The following is an 18349-nucleotide window of genomic DNA, read 5'->3' as shown; positions in this document are numbered from 1 at the left end:
GGCTTGGGAGGACTATATGGAAAGCTCATGCTTGTGAAAAATCATGATATCCGGGAGTAAGGGGTACTTTTTTTAATGGCTGGGCCTACACGTGCTGCCATCTGCCATCAATCGAATAGCTTCCCTGACTGCCCGGCAGGCAGCATACAGAGCTGCTAGTGTTAATCCGCATGCCGTCAAAGTCCCTGCAGTCGGGTGGGTGTGAGCCGCCGTTTTGTTCGTGACCGAGTGCTACGCCTGCCGCTGCAGTTCGTTGGCAGTGGTGTAACCCAAATCTTCCTAATCCATCGAATGGCGCTTAATCCAGGAGAAAAATCATGGCGAAGGTACTGGTTCTCTATTACTCAATGTACGGTCACCTCGAAACGATGGCTGGCGCAGTGGCCGAAGGCGCACGATCCGTACCTGGCACCGACGTGACGCTCAAGCGTGTCGCTGAAACCATCCCGGCCGAACAGGCAGCAGCCATCGGCGTCAAACTTGACCAGAAGGCACCGGTGGCGACACCTGACGAGCTGGGCAATTACGATGCAATCATCTTTGGTACACCGACGCGCTTCGGCAATATGGCGGGACAGATGCGCACGTTTCTCGACCAGACCGGCGGACTGTGGATGAGCGGCGCGCTGGTCGGAAAAATCGGCAGTGTCTTTGCATCGACCGGCACCCAGCACGGTGGCCAGGAAACCACGATTACGTCGTTTCACAGCACACTCCTGCATCAAGGGATGGTCATCGTGGGTGTGCCTTACACCTGCGCAGGGCTGACCAACATGAGCGAGATCACCGGCGGTACGCCCTATGGCGCGACCACACTGGCAGGCGCTGACGGTAAACGGCAACCGTCACAGAATGAACTGGATATTGCGCGTTTCCAGGGTAAACACGTCGCTGAGCTTGCAATAAAGATCGCGGGTTAACGCAAGCACCTGAATGGGCGCGTGTTGCAGGACACGAGCTAGCCTGTGTAACGCCGGGGCGGATTTCACCACCGCGCCGCTGATAATCGCTGGTGGCTTGGCGATAAGAGAAAGCCTTCGCGTCGGGAGTCATTGAAGACGACGTAAGCGTTTTTGGATTCAGAGGAGCGACGTTCCAATGAGGTCGCTCCTCATTACCCATACCGCTCATACACCTCCAGCTCAAGCATCGCGCATACAACATTGCTGCAGCGCACCTGCGGGCTATCGATAGCATCTCGTAATACACCTCAATGATGAAAACCCGCCCCCACAGAGCCATCGCTCGCTACCGGAGCGGGCGTCAACAAACTGTTACTTTTTTGATACACCCCTCGAACCGCCGATCAGTTAGTCCGGTTTTTTGACACATCCCCGATATGCGGTCATAACTTTTGCACTCCGCTGGGTCAAAACACGGTGGTTGTCGATGGAATATTGGCATCTTCCGAGGTTTTGGCCGGATACGGAGATAAGCTCATGATTTTCAATGCACAAAATTTTGGCGCCAAAGGAGATGGCATCACTGACGACACAGCGGCGATACAAAGTGCAATTGATGCGGCGGCCGCCGCAGGCGGGGGGCAGGTGTATATGCCGACCGGAACTTACATCGTTTCGGGAGGTGTGGAACCTTCCGACGGTTGCCTGATGCTCAAGAGCAACGTCTATCTGTACGGCGACGGCATGGGCGCAACCACCATCAAGGTGGCTGACGGCTCCGACACCAAGATCACCGGAGTCATCCGCTCCGCCTATGGCGAGGAAACCCACGACTTCGGCGTCAGCAACCTCACCATCGACGGCAACCGTGACAACACTACGGGCAAAATCGACGGTTGGTTCAACGGCTACATTCCCGGGCAAGCAGGCTACGACTCCAACGTCACCCTCGACAGCGTCGAGATCAAGGATTGCTCCGGGTACGGTTTCGACCCCCACGAGCAAACCGTCAACATGGTCATCAAGAACAGCGTGTCCCACGGCAATGGCTTGGACGGTTTCGTAGCTGACTTCCTGAGCAACAGCACCTTCGAAAACAACGTCGCCTACGACAACGACCGACACGGTTTCAACGTCGTGACCAGCACCCACGACTTCACGCTCACCAATAACGTTGCCTACAGCAATGGCGGCAACGGCATCGTGGTGCAGCGCGGCAGCGAGAACATCCCCTCCCCCAGCAACATCACCATCACTGGTGGCCAGGTGTATGGCAACGGCGCCGAAGGGGTGCTGATCAAAATGTCCAGCGAGGTGACGGTCAGCGGCGTCGACATCCACGACAACACCAGCGCCGGGATCCGCATCTACGGCAGCAACCACGTCGAGATCATCGACAACACGCTCAACAGCAATTCCCTGGGCAACCCCGTACCGGAGATCATCATCCAGTCCTACAACGACACCCTGGGTGTGTCCGGCAAGTACTACAACGGCAGCGATAACATCATCCAGAGCAACATCATCACCGGCAGCAACCTGTCGACCTACGGCGTTGCGGAACGCAATGAAGACGGCACTGATCGCAACGCCATCATCGGCAACACCATCAGCCACACCAGCAACGGTGCGACGCTGGTCTATGGCGACGGCAGCTACGTCAGCGACACGGTACCGATGACCACCGTGCAAGGCACAGCTGGCAACGACACCCTGCTGGGCAGCGCCGGCAGCGAGATTTTCTATGGCGGTGCCGGCAACGACACCATCAATGGCGGGGCCGGTGACGACATTCTGGTGGGGGGTGCAGGCATCGACAAACTCACCGGTGGTACCGGTGCCGATACGTTCCGTTTCACCACTCAGTCCGACAGCTACCGCAACGCAACCGCAAGCTTCGATGACACCATCACCGACTTTGATGTCACCCAGGACAAAATCGACCTCGCCGGCCTCGGTTTCACCGGCCTGGGCAATGGCCATGGCAGTACCCTGCAAGTCAGCTACAGCGCCAGCACTAACCGCACCTACATCAAGGACTACGATGCCGACGCCAGCGGCAATCGCTTCGAATTGATACTCTCGGGCAACCTCGCCAGCACCTTGACCGCGAGCAATTTCATCTTCAATCGTGTGCTCACCGGCACCAACGGCAACGACTCGCTGCTGGGCAGTGATTCGGCCGACACCCTGCTCGGCCTGGCGGGTAACGACAGCCTCAATGGCGGCGCGGGCGACGACAGGCTCGACGGCGGTGCCGGTATGGACACCCTCACCGGTGGCGCCGGAGCGGACACCTTCGTGTTCTCCAATCGCCTGGACAGTTACCGCAACTACAACACCGGCGGTGCCAACCTTGGCGACCTGATCACCGATTTTGATATCACCGCCGACAAGATCGACCTCTCGGCCATGGGCTTCACCGGCCTGGGGGATGGCAAAAACAACACCGTGTACGTGGCGCTCAACAGTACCGGCACCAAGACTTACATCAAGTCCCTGACCGCCGACGCCGATGGCAACCGCTTCGAAGTGGCACTGAACGGTAACTACCTCGACAAGCTGACCAGCGCCAACTTCGTCTTCGCCACGTCGTCACCGACCAACCACGCGCCGGTTCTGGCCGCCCCGCTGCTGGATCAGAACGCCACCGAAAACGCCCCGTTCACCTACGTGGTGCCAGCCACCAGCTTCACCGATGCGGATAATGACAACCTCAGCTACACCGCCACCCTGGCCGATGGCAGCGCCCTGCCCGCGTGGCTGAGCTTCAATGCCACCAATCTGACCTTCACCGGCACGCCGACCAGCACCGCGTCCGGCAATTACGACGTGCTGGTCAAGGCCACAGACCCAGCCGGTGCATCGGCCAGCGATAGCTTCGCCTTGGGAGTGGCCAACACTGTCACCGGCACCAACAATGCCGAAACCCTCAACGGTACGGCGGGTGCAGACCTGATCCTCGGCCTCGGTGGCAACGACACGATCAAGGCCGGCACTGGCGCCGACATCGTCGACGGCGGCGGCGGACGCGACTCGCTGTATGGCGGCGACGGCGCCGACACCTTCCGCTATACCAACCTGCTCGACAGCTACCGCGACTACGACACGGGTGGTGTCACCGCCACCGACACGATTTATGACTTCACTGCGGGCGTCGACAAGATCGATGTGTCGGGCCTGGGCTTTGTTGGCCTTGGTGATGGCAGTAATGGCACGTTGTACGTGACCCTCAATGCGGCCGGCGACAAGACCTACATCAAGTCCGCCGAAGCGGATGCCGATGGCAATCGCTTTGAAATCGCCCTCAGTGGCAACTACCTCAACACCCTGACCGCCAGCGACTTCGTGTTCGGCACGCGCGCCCAACAGGACATCCTCTACCTGCCCACCCTCGGCCAATCCAATGCGCGCCTGCTGCGCATGACGGAGGACGACAATCAGTCCGGCACCTCGATGCTGGTCAACGACCTGGACCGCTACACCCCCTATGACGTGCGCAGTCAGTTCACCGATGCCGATGGCAACGGCATCGACATCGCGGTGGGCGGCAGCACGGTCACCGGCCTGTCGACGCTCAGCGCCGAAGAACTCAAATTGTGCTGGTGGCTGACCGACACCAACCAACCCGGGGCTGCGCTGTTGCGCGCCGTGACGCTGCTGAGCGACCAGCGCAGTGAACTGCAATCGATCAATAACGTCACCATGGGCATCATTTGGGGCCAGGGCGAGGAAGCCGCCCAGGAGATCGCCCGCGCCACGGACAAGGCAGCGGCAGCGGCGGCCTACAAGGCTGCGACCCTCAAGGTGTTTGATTACCTGCATGCCCAGCTCGGCAACTTCAACGTGTACATGATGGAAACCGGTCACTACGAGCAGGACGCGGCGCGTGCCCGTGGTTATTCGGAAGACAAGATTGCCGCCGTCGTCGAAGGGGTTGGTTATGTCCGCGCCGCCCAGGAAGCCATCGCCACCGAGCGCGCCGACGTCAAGCTGGCGGTGGACTACACCGATCTCCCCTTGCGCCACGAAGTCGATGCGCTGACGTATCCCGACGACGTCTGGCACCTGCACGAGGAATCGGCGGAAATCGTCGGCCAGCGCCTGGCCGATTACATCGCCAATGACCTTGGCTTCCAGGGCAACCCCAACGACAACAACAGCGTGCAGGACATTTTCGCCAACAACCGGACGATGATTTCCGGTACCGACCAGGCGGATACCCTGGTGGGCAGCTCGGGTAACGACACGCTGGATGGCGGCCTGGGCGCCGACACCATGACCGGTGGCGATGGTAACGACATTTATGTGGTCAACAACGTGCTCGACCGCGTGGTGGAAAGCAACACCTCGACCTCGCAGATCGATACGGTACAGGCCTCGGTCAGCTGGACCCTGGGCGCCAATCTCGAGAACCTGGTGCTCACCGGCGTGTCGAGCATCAACGGCACCGGCAATGAGCAGCACAACTTCATCACCGGCAATGCCGGCAATAATGTGCTCGATGGTGCCGCAGGGGCCGACAGCATGAGCGGCGGCGATGGCAGCGACACCTACTATGTCGACAACGCCGACGACGCCGTAATCGAGACCAACAGTGATGCGGCGTCCGGAGGGATCGACAGCGTACACAGCAGCCTGGCGGCCTATACCCTCGGCAACAACGTCGAGCGTCTGTATATCGATAGCCCTGGCGCCGCCAATGGCACGGGCAACGCGCTGGACAACACGCTGTTCGCCGGAGCCGGCAACAACGTGCTGGACGGGCGCGAAGGCAATGACACGGTGTCTTATGAACGCGCCGCGTCTGGCGTTACCGTCAGCCTCTCGACGTCAGTGCAACAAAATACCGTGGGCTCCGGGCTCGACACCGTGAAGCTCTTCGAAAACCTCACGGGAAGCGCCTACGCCGACACGCTGTCGGGCAACAGCGGCGCGAACGTTCTGAACGGTGGTGCGGGCAACGATACGTTGGTGGGCGGTTCGGGTGATGACCGGCTGATCGGCGGTGCCGGCACCGACAACCTTACCGGAGGCACTGGCGCGGATACCTACGTGTTTGATGCGCTGTCGGACATGGGCGCCGGCGCTTTACGGGATGTGATCAACGGTTTCAAGAGCACCGAGGGTGATCATCTGGACTTCACCGGCCTGGACGCCAACCCGCTGACCACCACTATCGACGCCTTCACTTTCATCGGCAGCAACGCCTTCGACTCTGCCGACGCCACCGGCCAACTGCGCTTTGCCGATGGCATTCTCTACGGCAGTGTCGATGCCGACGTCACCCCCGAGTTCGAAATCGCGCTGGTGGGCGTCCAGGAGTTGCACGTCAGCGACTTTACAGCCTGAGTTGCACTTTGCTCGCGACGGCGGCGGTACACTCAGAGGCATCTGAAACTTTGCTGGAAACACCTTGCAGGCGCCTCTGGGGGGCCATCACTAATGGCCCCCCAGACTTCTGCCGATACCGGCCTGGGCTATCGCCCGTCCACTTCTTGAATGCCCGATGAAAGGCACTGGTTTCCTGAAATCCGGTTAACTCGGCAATCTCGCCGATGCTCATTGGGCTTTTGCGCAACTGCTCGATGGCGACCGCACGACGTACTTCATCTTTGATCTCCTGATAGGAACAGCCTTCCCGCTCCAGCTTGCGGCGAAAAGTGCTTGGGCTCAGGTGTTGTTCCAAAGCAAAAGCCTGCAGGGTTGGCCACTGGCTGTAGTGAGTGTTGCGCAGCCGTTGGCGAACCTGTGCCCCCAGGCCATCGGCGTTGCGAAAGCGGATGACCAGCCATTGAGGTGCCGTGCGTAGAAACACTTTCAGTGAGGCCAGGTCCTGAACCACCGGCAGTTGCAGATAGCGGCTGGCAAATTCAATTTCGGTGCGCTCGGCCCCAAAGGTGAGGTTGCTGCCCCAGAGCAGACCGTCGTCGCTCAAAGGAACACGCACCTGTCGAAAATCCGCGCGGTCTATGGGGATGCGCCGCCCGCCCAGCCAGCACAGCAGACTGACAATCAGCACCAGAAATGTTTCTTCGCCGAAACGGCTGAAATTATCGTCCTGTGCGCAGGATTCAAGACTGATGACCGCTCGTTTGCCACGCACCGTCAGCGTGCCGCGAAAGTCGCGCAGGAACAGCGCGAAGTTGCTCAGGCACTGGCGCAAGGCTTTGTGCAGATCCGGCTCCTGGATCAACGCACGACAGATCAATGCGAAACTGCCGGGCGGCATTCCATGGGAATCGAGCCCGAAAAATTCGTCGCGCAGTTCACGGATTTGAATCAGCCACAGCGCGGCAAATGCCGTCGCTGGCACCCTTGCCGTGGGCTGCTGTATCAGCGCCGGGTCAATCCCCGACTCTTCAAGGACAGCCTGCAAGCGCTGCGGATTTTCCCCCAACCCATGGATCATAGCCTGCATGAAGTAGGCGGCCACCGAGTCCTTTTCCCGCATGTGAATGCTTCTCTCCCCTCATCCGCAATGGCAAAAAACACCAGCACCGTTGAACAGTTTCGGCATAGGACAACTGCCCCGCCAGCTCTAGACTCGCGGCCAATAATACGCCTTCGGCCGTTGCCACGGCCAAGGTATCGAGGGTTTGATCGGAAGGACGGTGACATGAATCTGCAAAACATTGGCGTGATCGGCGCAGGCACCATGGGCAATGGCATTGCACAGGTCTGCGCCCTGGCCGGCTTCAACGTGACCTTGCTCGACATCTGCGAGAACGCCCTTCAAAAAGCTGTCGCGACCGTCGATAAAAACCTCGATCGGCAGATCGCCAAGGGCACACTGACGCAGGCGCAAAAACTCGCTGCCCTCGACCGGATTCGCACCCATACCGATTACAGCAGTCTGCTGGACATGCAACTGGTGATCGAAGCCGCCACCGAAAACCTCGATCTGAAACTGCGCGTGCTGCAACAAATCGCCGCGCAGGTCAGTGCCGAGTGCGTGATCGCCTCCAACACATCGTCGCTGTCCATTACTCAACTGGCTGCCAGCGTGAGCCGGCCCGAGCGCTTCATCGGTCTGCATTTTTTCAACCCGGTGCCGGTGATGGGCCTGATCGAAGTGATTCGCGGCCTGCAAACCAGCGATGCCACCCACGACCTGGCGCTGGACATGGCAAAAACCCTCGGCAAGACCGCAATCACCGCGGGCAACCGTCCGGGTTTTGTGGTCAACCGGATTCTGGTGCCGATGATCAATGAAGCGATCCTGGTGCTTCAGGAAGGTCTGGCCAGCGCTGAAGATATCGACGCCGGTATGCGCCTGGGCTGCAATCAACCCATCGGCCCGCTGGCCCTGGCCGACCTGATCGGCCTGGACACCGTGCTGGCCATTCTTCAAGCCTTCTACGAAGGCTTCAACGACAGCAAATACCGCCCCGCTCCGCTACTCAAGGAAATGGTCGCCGCCGGCTACCTGGGGCGCAAAACGGGGCGCGGCTTCCATGCCTATGCCTGAGCGTTGCCCGCGCTTCGCCGAGTACCGGGACAAGGTGCTGGAGCTGTTCGCCAGCAAGGGTTTCGGACAGGTCGGCATGCGTGAGCTGGCGACCTGCCTGGGGCTCACTCCGGGCTCGTTGTATCACCATTACCCCAGCAAACAGCATTTGTTGCTCGACCTGATCGAGGAGTTCTACGAAGAGCTTCTGGCAACCCTGGGGCGCATCGAGCAACAGGCCCCGGCCAAACGGGACAAACCGGGTGCCCTGATTCAGGCGCACTTGAACTTGCATCACGAGATGCCTTGGCACTTTCGTTTGGTGGAGCGGGACACGGGCTGCCTGAATGAAGAGCAGCAACAACGGGTCCGACAGCTTCGTGAGCAGTACGAACGCCGATTGTTTTTGATGTTTAGTCCGTCTGCCAAACTCGTTGAGCCTGGCGCGTTGGCAGGAGTCATTGCCAATTTGCTCAACAGTGCACCCAGTTGGCTAGCGCATCACTCCATGAAGGACCAGGAGCGTGATGAACTGCTGCACAACCTTCTGGGTGGTGCCATAGATCGCTTGTTGGGAACAGGGCGCGATAAACGCAGTCCATAGTGCATGCCACCGCCAGGCGGTATGGCAAGTTCTGAGCACTGACTTACACTGCGATACACCCATGCGAACGAATGACTGTTCAATGCATCGACAAGTCCCACGGCGATCCGGGCGTCACGTAATGATTTGGCTGAAGCCAACATGAAAACGGTCACGGCCCTGTTCAACGGTCTACTCACTGCCAGCGTGTGCGCGGTGGCGAGCACCTGTGCAAATGCTGCGCCCCCTTCGCCGACCTTCAAGACCAGCTTCGACTGTGCCGAGGCAAAGGCGTCCGTCGAAAAGCTGATTTGTCGCGATCCGCAGCTGGCGCAGATGGACATCGAACTGACGCGCCTTTATCGCCTGGCGCTCACGGATGAACATTCGGTGCCGGGTCCGGACAAAGTCATGATCGACCAGCAGTTCTGGATCGACGCCCGCAATCAGTGTGCCTCCGAACCTGCGCCCAAGGCGTGCACGATCCGCAGTTATGCCGAGCGCGCGCACCAGCTGCGCCAAGGCTCGGCCATTGTGAGAACCAAGGATCCGGACAGGCTCACCGAAGGCCCTTTGGCCTTTCGTTGTACAGGGCTCAACCCGCTGGTTGCCGCCACCTTCTTTAGCACGCAGCCGGGTGTCGTGTACCTGAAATGGGCGAACAGCTCGATCATCCTGAACCATGAGCCGAGTGATTCGGGAACCCGATACACAGGCAAGGATTCCCAGGGGAATTACAGTTTCTGGCAAGACGGCGACGTGGTGTTTTTCCAGAAACCAGGCTCAGGGCCAATGAGTTGCAAGGCCGAGCCGCTCGGTTGATGTCTCTGGCGCAAGTACCGGCGCCCAGCTCCCAGCCCCAAAACCTGCACGCAAAAAAAAGCCCCGAAGCCAACTAAGGCACGGGGCAAAGAATTGGTTGGTTGCGGCCAACCAAAGGAGCATTTTTCAAAGCGGTTACGGGTTACAGGCATTCCTGCGCGGCACGTTCGAAACTCGAAGGCATGAAGTTCGACACCAGCAAGTGGCGCTCATACAAAAACACCTTGCCGCCGCTCGGGGCTTTGTAGGCTTCCAGAACATTGTCCGCGGCGACTTTGCTCGGCACCACGATCCGGTAGCTGCGCTGGGTTTGCGAAACCGTCGGGTTCAGAGCGCTACCCCGTAACTTCGGCACCACGCAATCGGCGTATTCGGCAGGCGTTTTTTTCGTCTGCAAGGTCAGCGTCGGATCGTTCGGCGCGGAGGCGCAACCGGCCAGCAGCAAAGTGGCCAAAGCCATCACAGGAACAAATAAAGGGCGCATCGGCGAAGTCCTGAAATAAAAAGTCTGTTTCGTTGAGCAACGGTGCGGCGTCACGGCCGCTGTCGTTGCGATAATGGTTTGGGTGTTTAGCCAGCGGTCACCAGGGCCTTGAGCGAGTCATCGAACTGCTTCAAGGCGCTGAGTTGCAGGTCCCGTTGCTGGTCGATCTGGGCGGCAATCTCAGCCGCGGCTTTACTGTGTACCCAGACCGAAGGCATCTGTTTCTCGACCGCGCCTTCGGCCTTGCCGATGTATTGCAGGTTGGCGTCGTAGAACCGCGCGGCGAAACGCGCCTCGACCTGACTGTTGTGTTGGGTCAGCAGACGGTTATGGGTATCGAGCATCACCACCACATCCGGATGGGCCTGCACCAGCGCATCGAGACTGTCGTAGACGGTCACCGACAGGAACCGCTGCTGCAACGAGCTCATCAGCCAGTCGATCGCCAGTTCCGGGTCGGAGCTGTTGACGAACGCGTCACGAATCCGCGCATCCAGCGCATCACGCGCGCCGTTCACCGCCACATCGTGGTAACGCTCAAGGTATTGCAGGTTGTCCAGGGTGTTTTCGCTGTAGAGCACACCGACGGTTTGCGAATACTGCAACCCGGTGCTGCTGCCGGCGATGGGCAGAAAATGGCACGACTGGGCGTCGTCTGCACGGGCTGTTGCAGCAGTTGCAATCCCGCCCATCAACAGGGCGACAACGGCCAGTCGGGTCAATGTCTTCATCGCGCAAATTCCTTGAGCTGCGTATTCGATGGAGGCGATTTTCCGCCTTTAGCCGACCAGACAGAACTTGCGTTTCTTGATTGTCACTATTACTTGAACCGATAGTTGCGCCGCGTGCCGATGATTCGCTCTTTACTCCAAGTGCCTCCTTGATCACGCGACACTCAGCTGATTTCTCCCCTGCGACTTTGCCGCATAAAGTGCGCGGTCTGCACGACCGATCAGTGCCTTTTCATCAGGGTCGCTGCCGTCGGCGACATAAGTGGCCACCCCCAGGCTGACGGTCACGATACCTAACGGGCTCGACAAATGCGCAAGTTGTTCGGCCGCAATACCCGACAGGATCGCCTCGGCAACCTTGCGCGCTCCTGATTCGTCCGTATTGGGCATCACCACGGCGATTTCTTCCCCGCCATAACGAGCCGCCATGTCACCCGGGCGACGTACACAGTGCTTGATCGCCTGACCGATGATCCGCAGACATTCGTCTCCAGCGAGATGGCCGTAGTGATCGTTGTAGCGTTTGAAAAAGTCCACATCGATCAGGATCAGTGACAACGGGCTTGCAAGTCGCTTGGCACGTTTGAATTCGACATCCAGAAACTGATCGAAATGCCGGCGGTTGGCGAGGCCGGTGAGTTTGTCCTCGCTGGCGAGAACTTCCAGCGTCTGGTTAAGCTCGATCAGTGCGGTTTGGGTGGCGAGCAATTTTTCCTCCGCCCGAATACGCCGGCTGATGTGGGAAATCAGCCGGCGCCCCAGTGCGACCAGGAGCCCCAACAACAGCAGCACCACAGCGACAGATTGCTTTGTCTGACTGAGCCACGCTTGCATTGCCTCGGCCTGCCCCACCGCGACCGTCGTGACGACAGGATATTGATCGTTTCTCTTGAACGCGTAGAGGCGATGGATGCCATCTACTTTTGACGCAAAGTCCACGGTGCCTGATGAGGTGTTGCGCAAGTATTCGGAGAATATGGGGGCGTGAGACAGGTCACGGCCGATGTCTTCCACTTGAAAGGGATACCTCACCAGCAGGCGCCCTTCGGATGAGGTCAGGCTGATCGCGCCGAATTGCCCCACGTGGATGCTTCGATAAAGTTTGAGGAAATGTTCAAGGCTGATGGTCGCAGCGATCACCCCGGCAAAACTTCCATCAGGGTGATCGATGCGTCGGCTGACGGAAATCACCCAGGTGCAAGTGACACGGCTGAGAATCGCCGGGCCGATATAGATACCGCGATCCGCGACGTCTCGGTGATGCTTGAAGAACGCCCGATCTGCGTTGTTGCTATTGGATGAGATCAGCATGTTGGTCGAAAATAGCCAGTCCCCTTGGGCGTCATATAGCACCACATTATTTAATTGCGGGAGCGCATCCATCTGCTGGGCAACCAACCTGCTCAGCCGTTCAAGTTGCTCCGGGCCGGTGCCGTCTTTCTCGATCCTTTCTGTCAGACCCAGCAACAGCACTTCACTTTGCTTGAAGGTGCCCTCGGTGTAAGTGTTGAGCGCCTGAGTCAGGTTCAATGTGTCGGTATTGATGTCGCTCAACGTGTTCTGTCGGGCCGTCCATGTCTGCCAGGCCGTCAGCAGCACCACGGAGACACACACCAGAAAGATCAGAAAAGTGGCAAGTCGAAGATCGCGTTTCAAGGAAGTACCGGGCTGTTGAGTACACTGGCGTCAAAGGCTGCGCATTATAGAAGGCTTTTAGCCATCACTGCTGATGCATATGGATAGGTCAGCCCTGTGCCGGGAATGCCTCCACCCTCAGTTTCTCCATCACCAGTTCAATGAAGGCCGATACCGCCAACGGCAGATGCTGCCGGCTCGGGTAAAGCACGTGCAGACCAAAGCCCGCGCGCTGGAAGTGTGGCAACACACGTACAAGTCGGCCCGCCTGAAGATCGAGCATGGCGAGCGTCGGCGGCAGCAGTGCAATGCCCAGGCCGGCCACCGTAGCCTTGCGCAGTGCCTGGGCCGTGTTACCGGAAAAACGGCTGGCGATTTGCACCTCTTCCTCCACGCCCTCTGGTCCGGTCAGATGCCAGGTGGTGAAGCCGCTGGGATGGGCGAAACTCACGCAGTCATGGTTCACCAGATCCTGCAGCGTACCGGGCATACCGCGAGCAGCGATGTAAGCCGGACTCGCCACCAAGCCCTCGCTGCCTGCACTGAAGAGCTGGCGCCCGACGTAACCTGAGTCTTGCAGCGGACCGCCGCGAAACGCGATGTCGATACGCTCGGCAATCAAGTCGGCGCGGGCATCACTGAGTACGAAATCAAGCCGCACCCGCGGATGCGCGGCAAGAAAGTCAGCCACCCATTCCATTGGGAAGAAGTCGAAGAAATCCGCCGTCGCGGCAATGCGCACCAGGCCGCTGGGTTCCTGGCTGCCCGTCATCAACTCGTGCCCCGCCTCGATCAGCCCGTCCACGGCGCCCACGCAGCGCTCGTGAAAAGCCTGCCCGGCATGGGTCAGCGTCAACTTGCGCGTGGAGCGTTGCAGCAGTCGTGTGTCGAGTTGTGCCTCGAGCTGCTGGACACGCCGGCTGACGGTGTTGGGCGGCATGCCCAGTCGCCGCGCCGCTTCGGCAAAGCTGCCGCTGCGGACCACTTGGACAAACAAGGCAATGTCATTCAAGTCGAGCATAAAGCGATAATTCCAGCAAAAAATGGACGGGCGCAATCCAATTGTGCCATCTAATCAATCAATCCGGGCACGCTTATCCTTCTTGCATCGCGGCAGTTAGCCCTCTAACTGCGTAAACCACAGGCAAGGACATCGTTTCCCATGACTCAAACTTCATCCCTCTCCCCTATTCAAAACCGCATCCTTTGGGGTGTTCGCATCTTTCTGGCCTTGGCGTTCGCTGCGGCCGGCATCGCCAAGCTGGCCAGCGCTCCGCAGATGGTTCAGGTGTTCGATGCCGTCGGCCTTGGGCAATGGTTCCGCTACCTCACCGGTGCCATTGAAGTGGCTGGCGCTGTGTTGCTGCTCATCCCGGTCACGAGCTTTTTCGCCGGGCTGCTGCTGACGGCGACCATGACCGGCGCAGTGGTCACGCATCTGTTCGTGATTGGCGGCAATCCCGCCCCTGCCCTGGTGCTGCTGGCGATGTCTGCCTTCGTGGCCTGGCGGCAGAAGCCCGCGGCCTTGCTCGGTGCAGCGCGCTGATCCATCCCAAGGCGATCGGCTCAAGACTTGAGGAAAACCTATGAACAGCATCATCGCAACACTAACGCGCGCCATCGTTCACCGCACATCCGGCAGCTCTCACGGGCCGATCACACGACTCATGAGCCCTGGCGACCTGGGCCAGTTGTTGAAGCCTTTTGTGTTTCTTGATCTCTTCGGCTTCAAGCCCCAAGGCGGGCAGAAAGGTTTCGGCATGCACCCGCATTCAGGGATCGCAACACTGACCTACATGATTGAGGGCAGCGTGGAGTACGAAGACACCACGGGCAAGACGGGCGTGCTGCCCACCGAAGGTGTGGAGTGGATGCGCGCCGGTAATGGCGTGTGGCACGACGCTAAACCAGTCGGCGACAGCTCAATATCGGGCTTCCAGCTCTGGGTCGCCCTGCCCGCTTCGCACGAAAACACACCGGCGGAAAGCCTCTACCTGGCGCCCTCGCAGATCCCGCAAGCAGGCCCGGCACGTGTGCTGCTCGGACGCTATGGCGCAGCGCAAAGTGCGATTGCGGCACCTTCGGACATGAACTACCTCGTCGTGCGCTTGAAAGACGGAGAACGCTGGCGCTACACACCTCCCACCGGCCACAACGTGGCGTGGCTGGCGGTCAATGCCGGTCGGCTGGACGTTGGTGGCCCGGTCAATACTGGCGAGTTGGCGGTGTTCGAGGAGTCAGACCAACCCATCGATTTCGTGGCGCACGGCGACACGTCTTTCGTGCTGGGCTCGGCGGTGAAGCACCCACATGATTTGGTGATGGGTCGTTATTCAGTACACACCAGCCGAGCGGCACTGGCGCAGGGCGAAGCTGAAATTCAGCGTATTGGCGCGCGTCTGTTTCATGAGGGACGGCTGGCCTAGCACTCGCTAATGCCATATCTGCATCACTTGGTAAAAACCTGATATGTTGTACGATGACAGATGAGTTGGCGTAATTCATCTGTCATCCTCGCATCTATAACAACAAGGAATTACCCATGAAAAAAATGAAACTGATTATCGGTTTTTTATGCCTGTTCAGTGGCTACGTGGCGGCCTCCCCCGCATCGAGCGAGAAGGATGTTGCCGCTGCGGTAGACCATCTGACTCAAGCGATGCTGACCAAAAACGTCCCACAACTGAATGCGCTCACCGCTGAAAACCTAACCTACGGGCATTCCAGCGGGAAAATCCAGGACAAGAAAGAATTCATCGCCGACATCGAAACCGGAAAAAGCGCTTTCAAGACGCTGGAGATGCAGAATCAGAAAATCACCGTTTCGGGTGATGTGGCGTTGGTCCGCCATCATTTTTCGGCGCAAGCCATCAAGGGCACCGAGATTGTTCCCACGGAAATCGAGAACTTTCAGATCTGGCAAAAGCAGCAAGGAAAATGGTTACTGGTAGGACGACAAGCGTTCCGGCTCTGACCTGGCGAGGGGTGTCAGGCAGTTGCAATGCTGGATGTGCCGGTCTCTTCGCGAGCAAGCCCGCTCCCACACTGGATTTTCTGTGAGCACAGTATTTGTGCACGCCAGCGATCACATGTGGGAGCGAGCCTGCTCGCGATGGCGTCCGTCGCTACCACTAAACAGCAGCCTTGAACCCCTCCTCCCGCTGCAACGCCCGAGCCTGGATCACATCCAGCACGGCACAGCCTTCACGCGTCAGCAGATGCACCGCCCGGGTGACGCGGGTCAGGTCGCAGTCGGAAATACCTTTGAGGTTGAGACTGGACAAGGTGTCCATCAGATCGCGAACCACGGTGAAGCGATGCATGGCGCAGGCGGCCAGGTCGCTGAGTTCTTTATGGGTATTGATGAAGAGCACCGGGGATTCGGCGTCGTAGGTGTCGATGGGGAGGTAACGCGGCATGACTTGGTCGGACATTGAGGTAGCTCCTGATTAATTGAGTTCTCCTGGGTTATCGACCGGCCAAGATCGTCGCGAATTTTGCCGCGAGCCGGAACTATAAGGGGCGTACTGGAGCGTAGCAACGAGAGACTCTGTCAGAAATTTCCGGAAAATTTGTGCGCCACGTTCCTACGCTTTGCCCGGGAGCGAATGCGGTATGTCAGGCAGACCGCGTCAGTCGGATACACGACTGCTTCGCAGCCGAACGCAGCCTTCGGCAGCTGCTACAGATCGCGCTGGGAGCCAGGTAATCAGCCGTCAATCATCCTCATGCAACTTGATCCCACGCTTATGCAGCAGATACGGCACCAGCAACACCAACAACGTCAACGCCAGCACCGACGCCGCAATCGGTTGCGTCACGAATATCATCCAATCGCCCTGGCTGATGGACAAGGCGTTGCGCAGCTGTTTTTCCGCCATCGGCCCCAGCAGCATGCCGACGATCACCGGGGCGACGGGAAAATCGAAACGCCGCATCAACACCCCCGCCCAGCCGATGCCCAGCATCAGGAACAAGTCGAAGGATGAGTGGCGCATGCCGTACACGCCGATGGTGGCGAACACCAGGATCCCGGCGTTCAGGTACGGCCGAGGGATTTGCAAGAGTTTGACCCACAGCCCCACCAGCGGCAGGTTCAGCACCAGCAGGATGACGTTGCCGATGTACAAGGAGGCCACGAGGGTCCAGACCAACTCGCCCGAGGTCTGGAACAGCAGCGGCCCCGGTTGCAGGTTGTAGTTCTGGAACGCCGCCAACAGAATCGCCGCCGTGGCGGAGGTCGGTATGCCCAGGGTCAGCAGCGGCACCAGTGAGCCGGTGGCGCTCGCGTTGTTCGCCGCCTCGGGACCTGCGACGCCTTCGATGGCGCCTACGCCCTTGCTGGCGGCGAATTCTTTCGGGTACTTGCTGAGTTTGCGTTCAGTGGAATAGGACAGGAACGTCGGGATTTCCGCGCCACCGGCCGGAATCGATCCGAAGGGAAAACCGATCAAGGTGCCCCGTAGCCACGCCGGGACCGAGCGTTTCCAGTCGGCGCGAGTCATCCACAACGAGGTCAGGCGGTGTCGGCCGGCCGTTTCTTCCTTTTGGTAAAGCACGCCGTACAAGGCCTCACCGACGGCAAACAACCCCACCGCGACCAGCACCACTTCGATGCCATCGACCAGTTCGGGAACTCCCAAGGTGTAGCGGGCAATGCCTGACGTCGAGTCGAGGCCGATCAATCCGATGGTCAGCCCGATGCCCAATGAAGCAAAGCCGCGCAGCATCGACGCGCCGAGCACTGCCGACACGGTGGTGAAGGCCAGCACCAGAATCGCGAAATACTCCGCCGGCCCGAATTTCAGCGCCAGCGTGGCCACGAGGGGCGCTAACAACGTCAGCAAGATAGTCGCAATGGTGCCGGCCACGAATGAACCGATGGCGGCCGTCGCCAGTGCCGGGCCTGCCCGACCGTTGCGGGCCATGAGGTTGCCTTCCAGGGCCGTGACCATCGAGGACGATTCCCCTGGGGTGTTGAGCAGGATCGAGGTGGTGGAGCCGCCGAACTGAGCACCGTAATAGATGCCGGCGAACATGATCAGCGCCCCGGTCGGATCGACCTTGGCGGTAATCGGCAGCAGCAAGGCAACGGTCAGCGCCGGGCCGATTCCCGGCAAAACACCAATCGCGGTACCCAGCAGGCAGCCGATAAAACCCCACATCAGATTGATCGGCGTCAGCGCGCCAGCGAAGCCGACGGCCAGATTCGAGAGAATATCCACCTTGTCGACCTCCTGCGGCCTGGATCAGATCCAGGCGTTGATCAAGGGCGGAAGGGAAACCCCTAGCCCGGCGGTGAAAAGCCAGTAGATCGGTAGCGTCAGGGCAATGCCGATGGCCAGGTCCCGCACCGGGCTGCGACTGCCGAAGCCCCGGGCCGAACAGACAAACAACAAGGCAGCGGCCAATACGAAACCGATGTAGGAGATGAGCAACGCGACACCCACCAGCCCTGCCGTGACCCAGGTCGCCCCGGACTTGCCGCCGGGCTCTGCCGTGGAGGTTTCATGATCATCGGCAAGGTTGCGAAAACCGCCGGTAAGCGCCTGATAGCACATCAGCAGGCCGACGGCGCCCAGAAATGCCGCAACGGCATAGGGGTAGACGTAGGCCGGCATGATGACGAACCCCATCTCGGCGGGAAACCGCGAGGCGCCGACCGCCAATACCGCACTGATGACGACAATACTGACGCCAATCGCCAGTTGGGCAGGCTTTACGCTCCAGCGCCCGGCCATC

General features: G+C 59.4%; 16 protein-coding genes. 8 read left to right on the top strand and 8 right to left on the bottom strand.

The features are described 5' to 3' along the window. Positions 1–317 precede the first annotated feature (317 nt). Together wrbA and PSH64_RS13580 are read left to right on the top strand one after the other, a co-directional pair. Positions 318–920, top strand: coding sequence for an NAD(P)H:quinone oxidoreductase (gene wrbA / locus PSH64_RS13585; protein WP_008010452.1), 603 nt, complete (start codon positions 318–320; stop codon positions 918–920). Positions 921–1439: 519 nt separating this feature from the next. Beyond that, positions 1440–6254, top strand: a complete 4815-nt coding sequence (locus PSH64_RS13580; RefSeq protein WP_305480949.1) for a glycosyl hydrolase family 28-related protein — start codon at positions 1440–1442, stop codon at positions 6252–6254. Here PSH64_RS13580 and PSH64_RS13575 read toward each other — a convergent pair. Beyond that, complete coding sequence (locus PSH64_RS13575; protein WP_305480948.1) at positions 6244–7356, bottom strand: AraC family transcriptional regulator; 1113 nt, start codon at positions 7354–7356, stop codon at positions 6244–6246. The two genes, PSH64_RS13580 and PSH64_RS13575, sit on opposite strands and share 11 nt — an antisense overlap. Before the next feature lie 165 nt (positions 7357–7521). On the opposite strand from PSH64_RS13575, the gene PSH64_RS13570 reads away from it, so the two are divergent. From PSH64_RS13570 to PSH64_RS13560, 3 genes are all read left to right on the top strand, one after another. Then, a complete protein-coding gene (locus PSH64_RS13570; RefSeq protein WP_305480946.1) occupies positions 7522–8373 on the top strand; it encodes a 3-hydroxybutyryl-CoA dehydrogenase in 852 nt (283 codons plus the stop codon). Further along, a complete protein-coding gene (locus tag PSH64_RS13565; protein WP_105341619.1) occupies positions 8360–8956 on the top strand; it encodes a TetR/AcrR family transcriptional regulator in 597 nt (198 codons plus the stop codon). Before PSH64_RS13570 ends, PSH64_RS13565 begins: the two co-directional genes overlap by 14 nt. A gap of 141 nt (positions 8957–9097) precedes the next feature. After that, a complete protein-coding gene (locus PSH64_RS13560) occupies positions 9098–9757 on the top strand; it encodes an MliC family protein (protein ID WP_305481149.1) in 660 nt (219 codons plus the stop codon). Between the two features lie 142 nt (positions 9758–9899). Here PSH64_RS13560 and PSH64_RS13555 read toward each other — a convergent pair whose 3' ends face one another. The 4 genes from PSH64_RS13555 to PSH64_RS13540 all read right to left on the bottom strand — a co-directional run bounded on the left by PSH64_RS13555 (position 9900) and on the right by PSH64_RS13540 (position 13628). Continuing rightward, on the bottom strand, positions 9900–10241 hold the full coding sequence (locus tag PSH64_RS13555; RefSeq protein ID WP_305480945.1) for a hypothetical protein: 342 nt from the start codon (positions 10239–10241) through the stop codon (positions 9900–9902). A gap of 86 nt (positions 10242–10327) precedes the next feature. Next, on the bottom strand, positions 10328–10972 hold the full coding sequence (locus PSH64_RS13550; RefSeq protein WP_105341626.1) for an ATPase: 645 nt from the start codon (positions 10970–10972) through the stop codon (positions 10328–10330). 153 nt (positions 10973–11125) lie between these two features. Further along, positions 11126–12628, bottom strand: a complete 1503-nt coding sequence (locus PSH64_RS13545) for a sensor domain-containing diguanylate cyclase (protein ID WP_244914208.1) — start codon at positions 12626–12628, stop codon at positions 11126–11128. An 88-nt stretch (positions 12629–12716) separates the two neighbouring features. Beyond that, entirely contained in the window at positions 12717–13628 is a 912-nt protein-coding gene (locus PSH64_RS13540) for a LysR family transcriptional regulator (protein WP_105341632.1), read from the bottom strand. A gap of 141 nt (positions 13629–13769) precedes the next feature. Between PSH64_RS13540 and PSH64_RS13535 the strand changes: the two genes are divergently transcribed. The 3 genes from PSH64_RS13535 to PSH64_RS13525 all read left to right on the top strand — a co-directional run bounded on the left by PSH64_RS13535 (position 13770) and on the right by PSH64_RS13525 (position 15581). Further along, positions 13770–14153: a DoxX family protein gene (locus PSH64_RS13535; RefSeq protein WP_019578966.1), complete on the top strand. Its 384-nt coding sequence runs from the start codon at positions 13770–13772 to the stop codon at positions 14151–14153. Positions 14154–14193: 40 nt separating this feature from the next. Continuing rightward, positions 14194–15033 (top strand): pirin family protein, encoded by an 840-nt coding sequence (locus PSH64_RS13530; protein WP_305480944.1) that lies wholly within the window; start codon positions 14194–14196, stop codon positions 15031–15033. A 116-nt stretch (positions 15034–15149) separates the two neighbouring features. Further along, entirely contained in the window at positions 15150–15581 is a 432-nt protein-coding gene (locus tag PSH64_RS13525) for a nuclear transport factor 2 family protein (protein ID WP_305480943.1), read from the top strand. 157 nt (positions 15582–15738) lie between these two features. Here the strand turns inward: PSH64_RS13525 and PSH64_RS13520 are convergent, their stop codons facing one another. The 3 genes from PSH64_RS13520 to PSH64_RS13510 all read right to left on the bottom strand — a co-directional run bounded on the left by PSH64_RS13520 (position 15739) and on the right by PSH64_RS13510 (position 18348). Continuing rightward, on the bottom strand, positions 15739–16041 hold the full coding sequence (locus PSH64_RS13520) for a hypothetical protein (protein WP_019578969.1): 303 nt from the start codon (positions 16039–16041) through the stop codon (positions 15739–15741). Between the two features lie 282 nt (positions 16042–16323). Beyond that, positions 16324–17832 (bottom strand): tripartite tricarboxylate transporter permease, encoded by a 1509-nt coding sequence (locus PSH64_RS13515; RefSeq protein ID WP_305480942.1) that lies wholly within the window; start codon positions 17830–17832, stop codon positions 16324–16326. Positions 17833–17856: 24 nt separating this feature from the next. Next, the gene (locus PSH64_RS13510; protein WP_105341638.1) at positions 17857–18348 is read right to left on the bottom strand and encodes a tripartite tricarboxylate transporter TctB family protein; all 492 of its coding nucleotides are present in this window, start codon (positions 18346–18348) and stop codon (positions 17857–17859) included. Between the last annotated feature and the right edge of the window lies 1 nt (position 18349).

Origin of the sequence: Pseudomonas sp. FP1742 (assembly GCF_030687145.1) — a bacterium.
Lineage (GTDB): Bacteria > Pseudomonadota > Gammaproteobacteria > Pseudomonadales > Pseudomonadaceae > Aquipseudomonas > Aquipseudomonas frederiksbergensis_D.
Note: the sequence above shows the minus strand (reverse complement) of the source record. Positions and strands in the feature narration are given on the sequence as shown.

Bases quoted from the DNA above. Each gene is read 5' to 3' on its own strand.
- wrbA (WP_008010452.1), top strand. From the start codon at position 318: ATGGCGAAGGTACTGGTTCTCTATTACTCAATGTACGGTCACCTCGAA.
- PSH64_RS13580 (WP_305480949.1), top strand. From the start codon at position 1,440: ATGATTTTCAATGCACAAAATTTTGGCGCCAAAGGAGATGGCATCACT.
- PSH64_RS13575 (WP_305480948.1), bottom strand. From the start codon at position 7,356: ATGCGGGAAAAGGACTCGGTGGCCGCCTACTTCATGCAGGCTATGATC.
- PSH64_RS13570 (WP_305480946.1), top strand. From the start codon at position 7,522: ATGAATCTGCAAAACATTGGCGTGATCGGCGCAGGCACCATGGGCAAT.
- PSH64_RS13565 (WP_105341619.1), top strand. From the start codon at position 8,360: ATGCCTATGCCTGAGCGTTGCCCGCGCTTCGCCGAGTACCGGGACAAG.
- PSH64_RS13560 (WP_305481149.1), top strand. From the start codon at position 9,098: ATGAAAACGGTCACGGCCCTGTTCAACGGTCTACTCACTGCCAGCGTG.
- PSH64_RS13555 (WP_305480945.1), bottom strand. From the start codon at position 10,241: ATGCGCCCTTTATTTGTTCCTGTGATGGCTTTGGCCACTTTGCTGCTG.
- PSH64_RS13550 (WP_105341626.1), bottom strand. From the start codon at position 10,972: ATGAAGACATTGACCCGACTGGCCGTTGTCGCCCTGTTGATGGGCGGG.
- PSH64_RS13540 (WP_105341632.1), bottom strand. From the start codon at position 13,628: ATGCTCGACTTGAATGACATTGCCTTGTTTGTCCAAGTGGTCCGCAGC.
- PSH64_RS13535 (WP_019578966.1), top strand. From the start codon at position 13,770: ATGACTCAAACTTCATCCCTCTCCCCTATTCAAAACCGCATCCTTTGG.
- PSH64_RS13530 (WP_305480944.1), top strand. From the start codon at position 14,194: ATGAACAGCATCATCGCAACACTAACGCGCGCCATCGTTCACCGCACA.
- PSH64_RS13525 (WP_305480943.1), top strand. From the start codon at position 15,150: ATGAAAAAAATGAAACTGATTATCGGTTTTTTATGCCTGTTCAGTGGC.
- PSH64_RS13520 (WP_019578969.1), bottom strand. From the start codon at position 16,041: ATGTCCGACCAAGTCATGCCGCGTTACCTCCCCATCGACACCTACGAC.
- PSH64_RS13510 (WP_105341638.1), bottom strand. From the start codon at position 18,348: ATGGCCGGGCGCTGGAGCGTAAAGCCTGCCCAACTGGCGATTGGCGTC.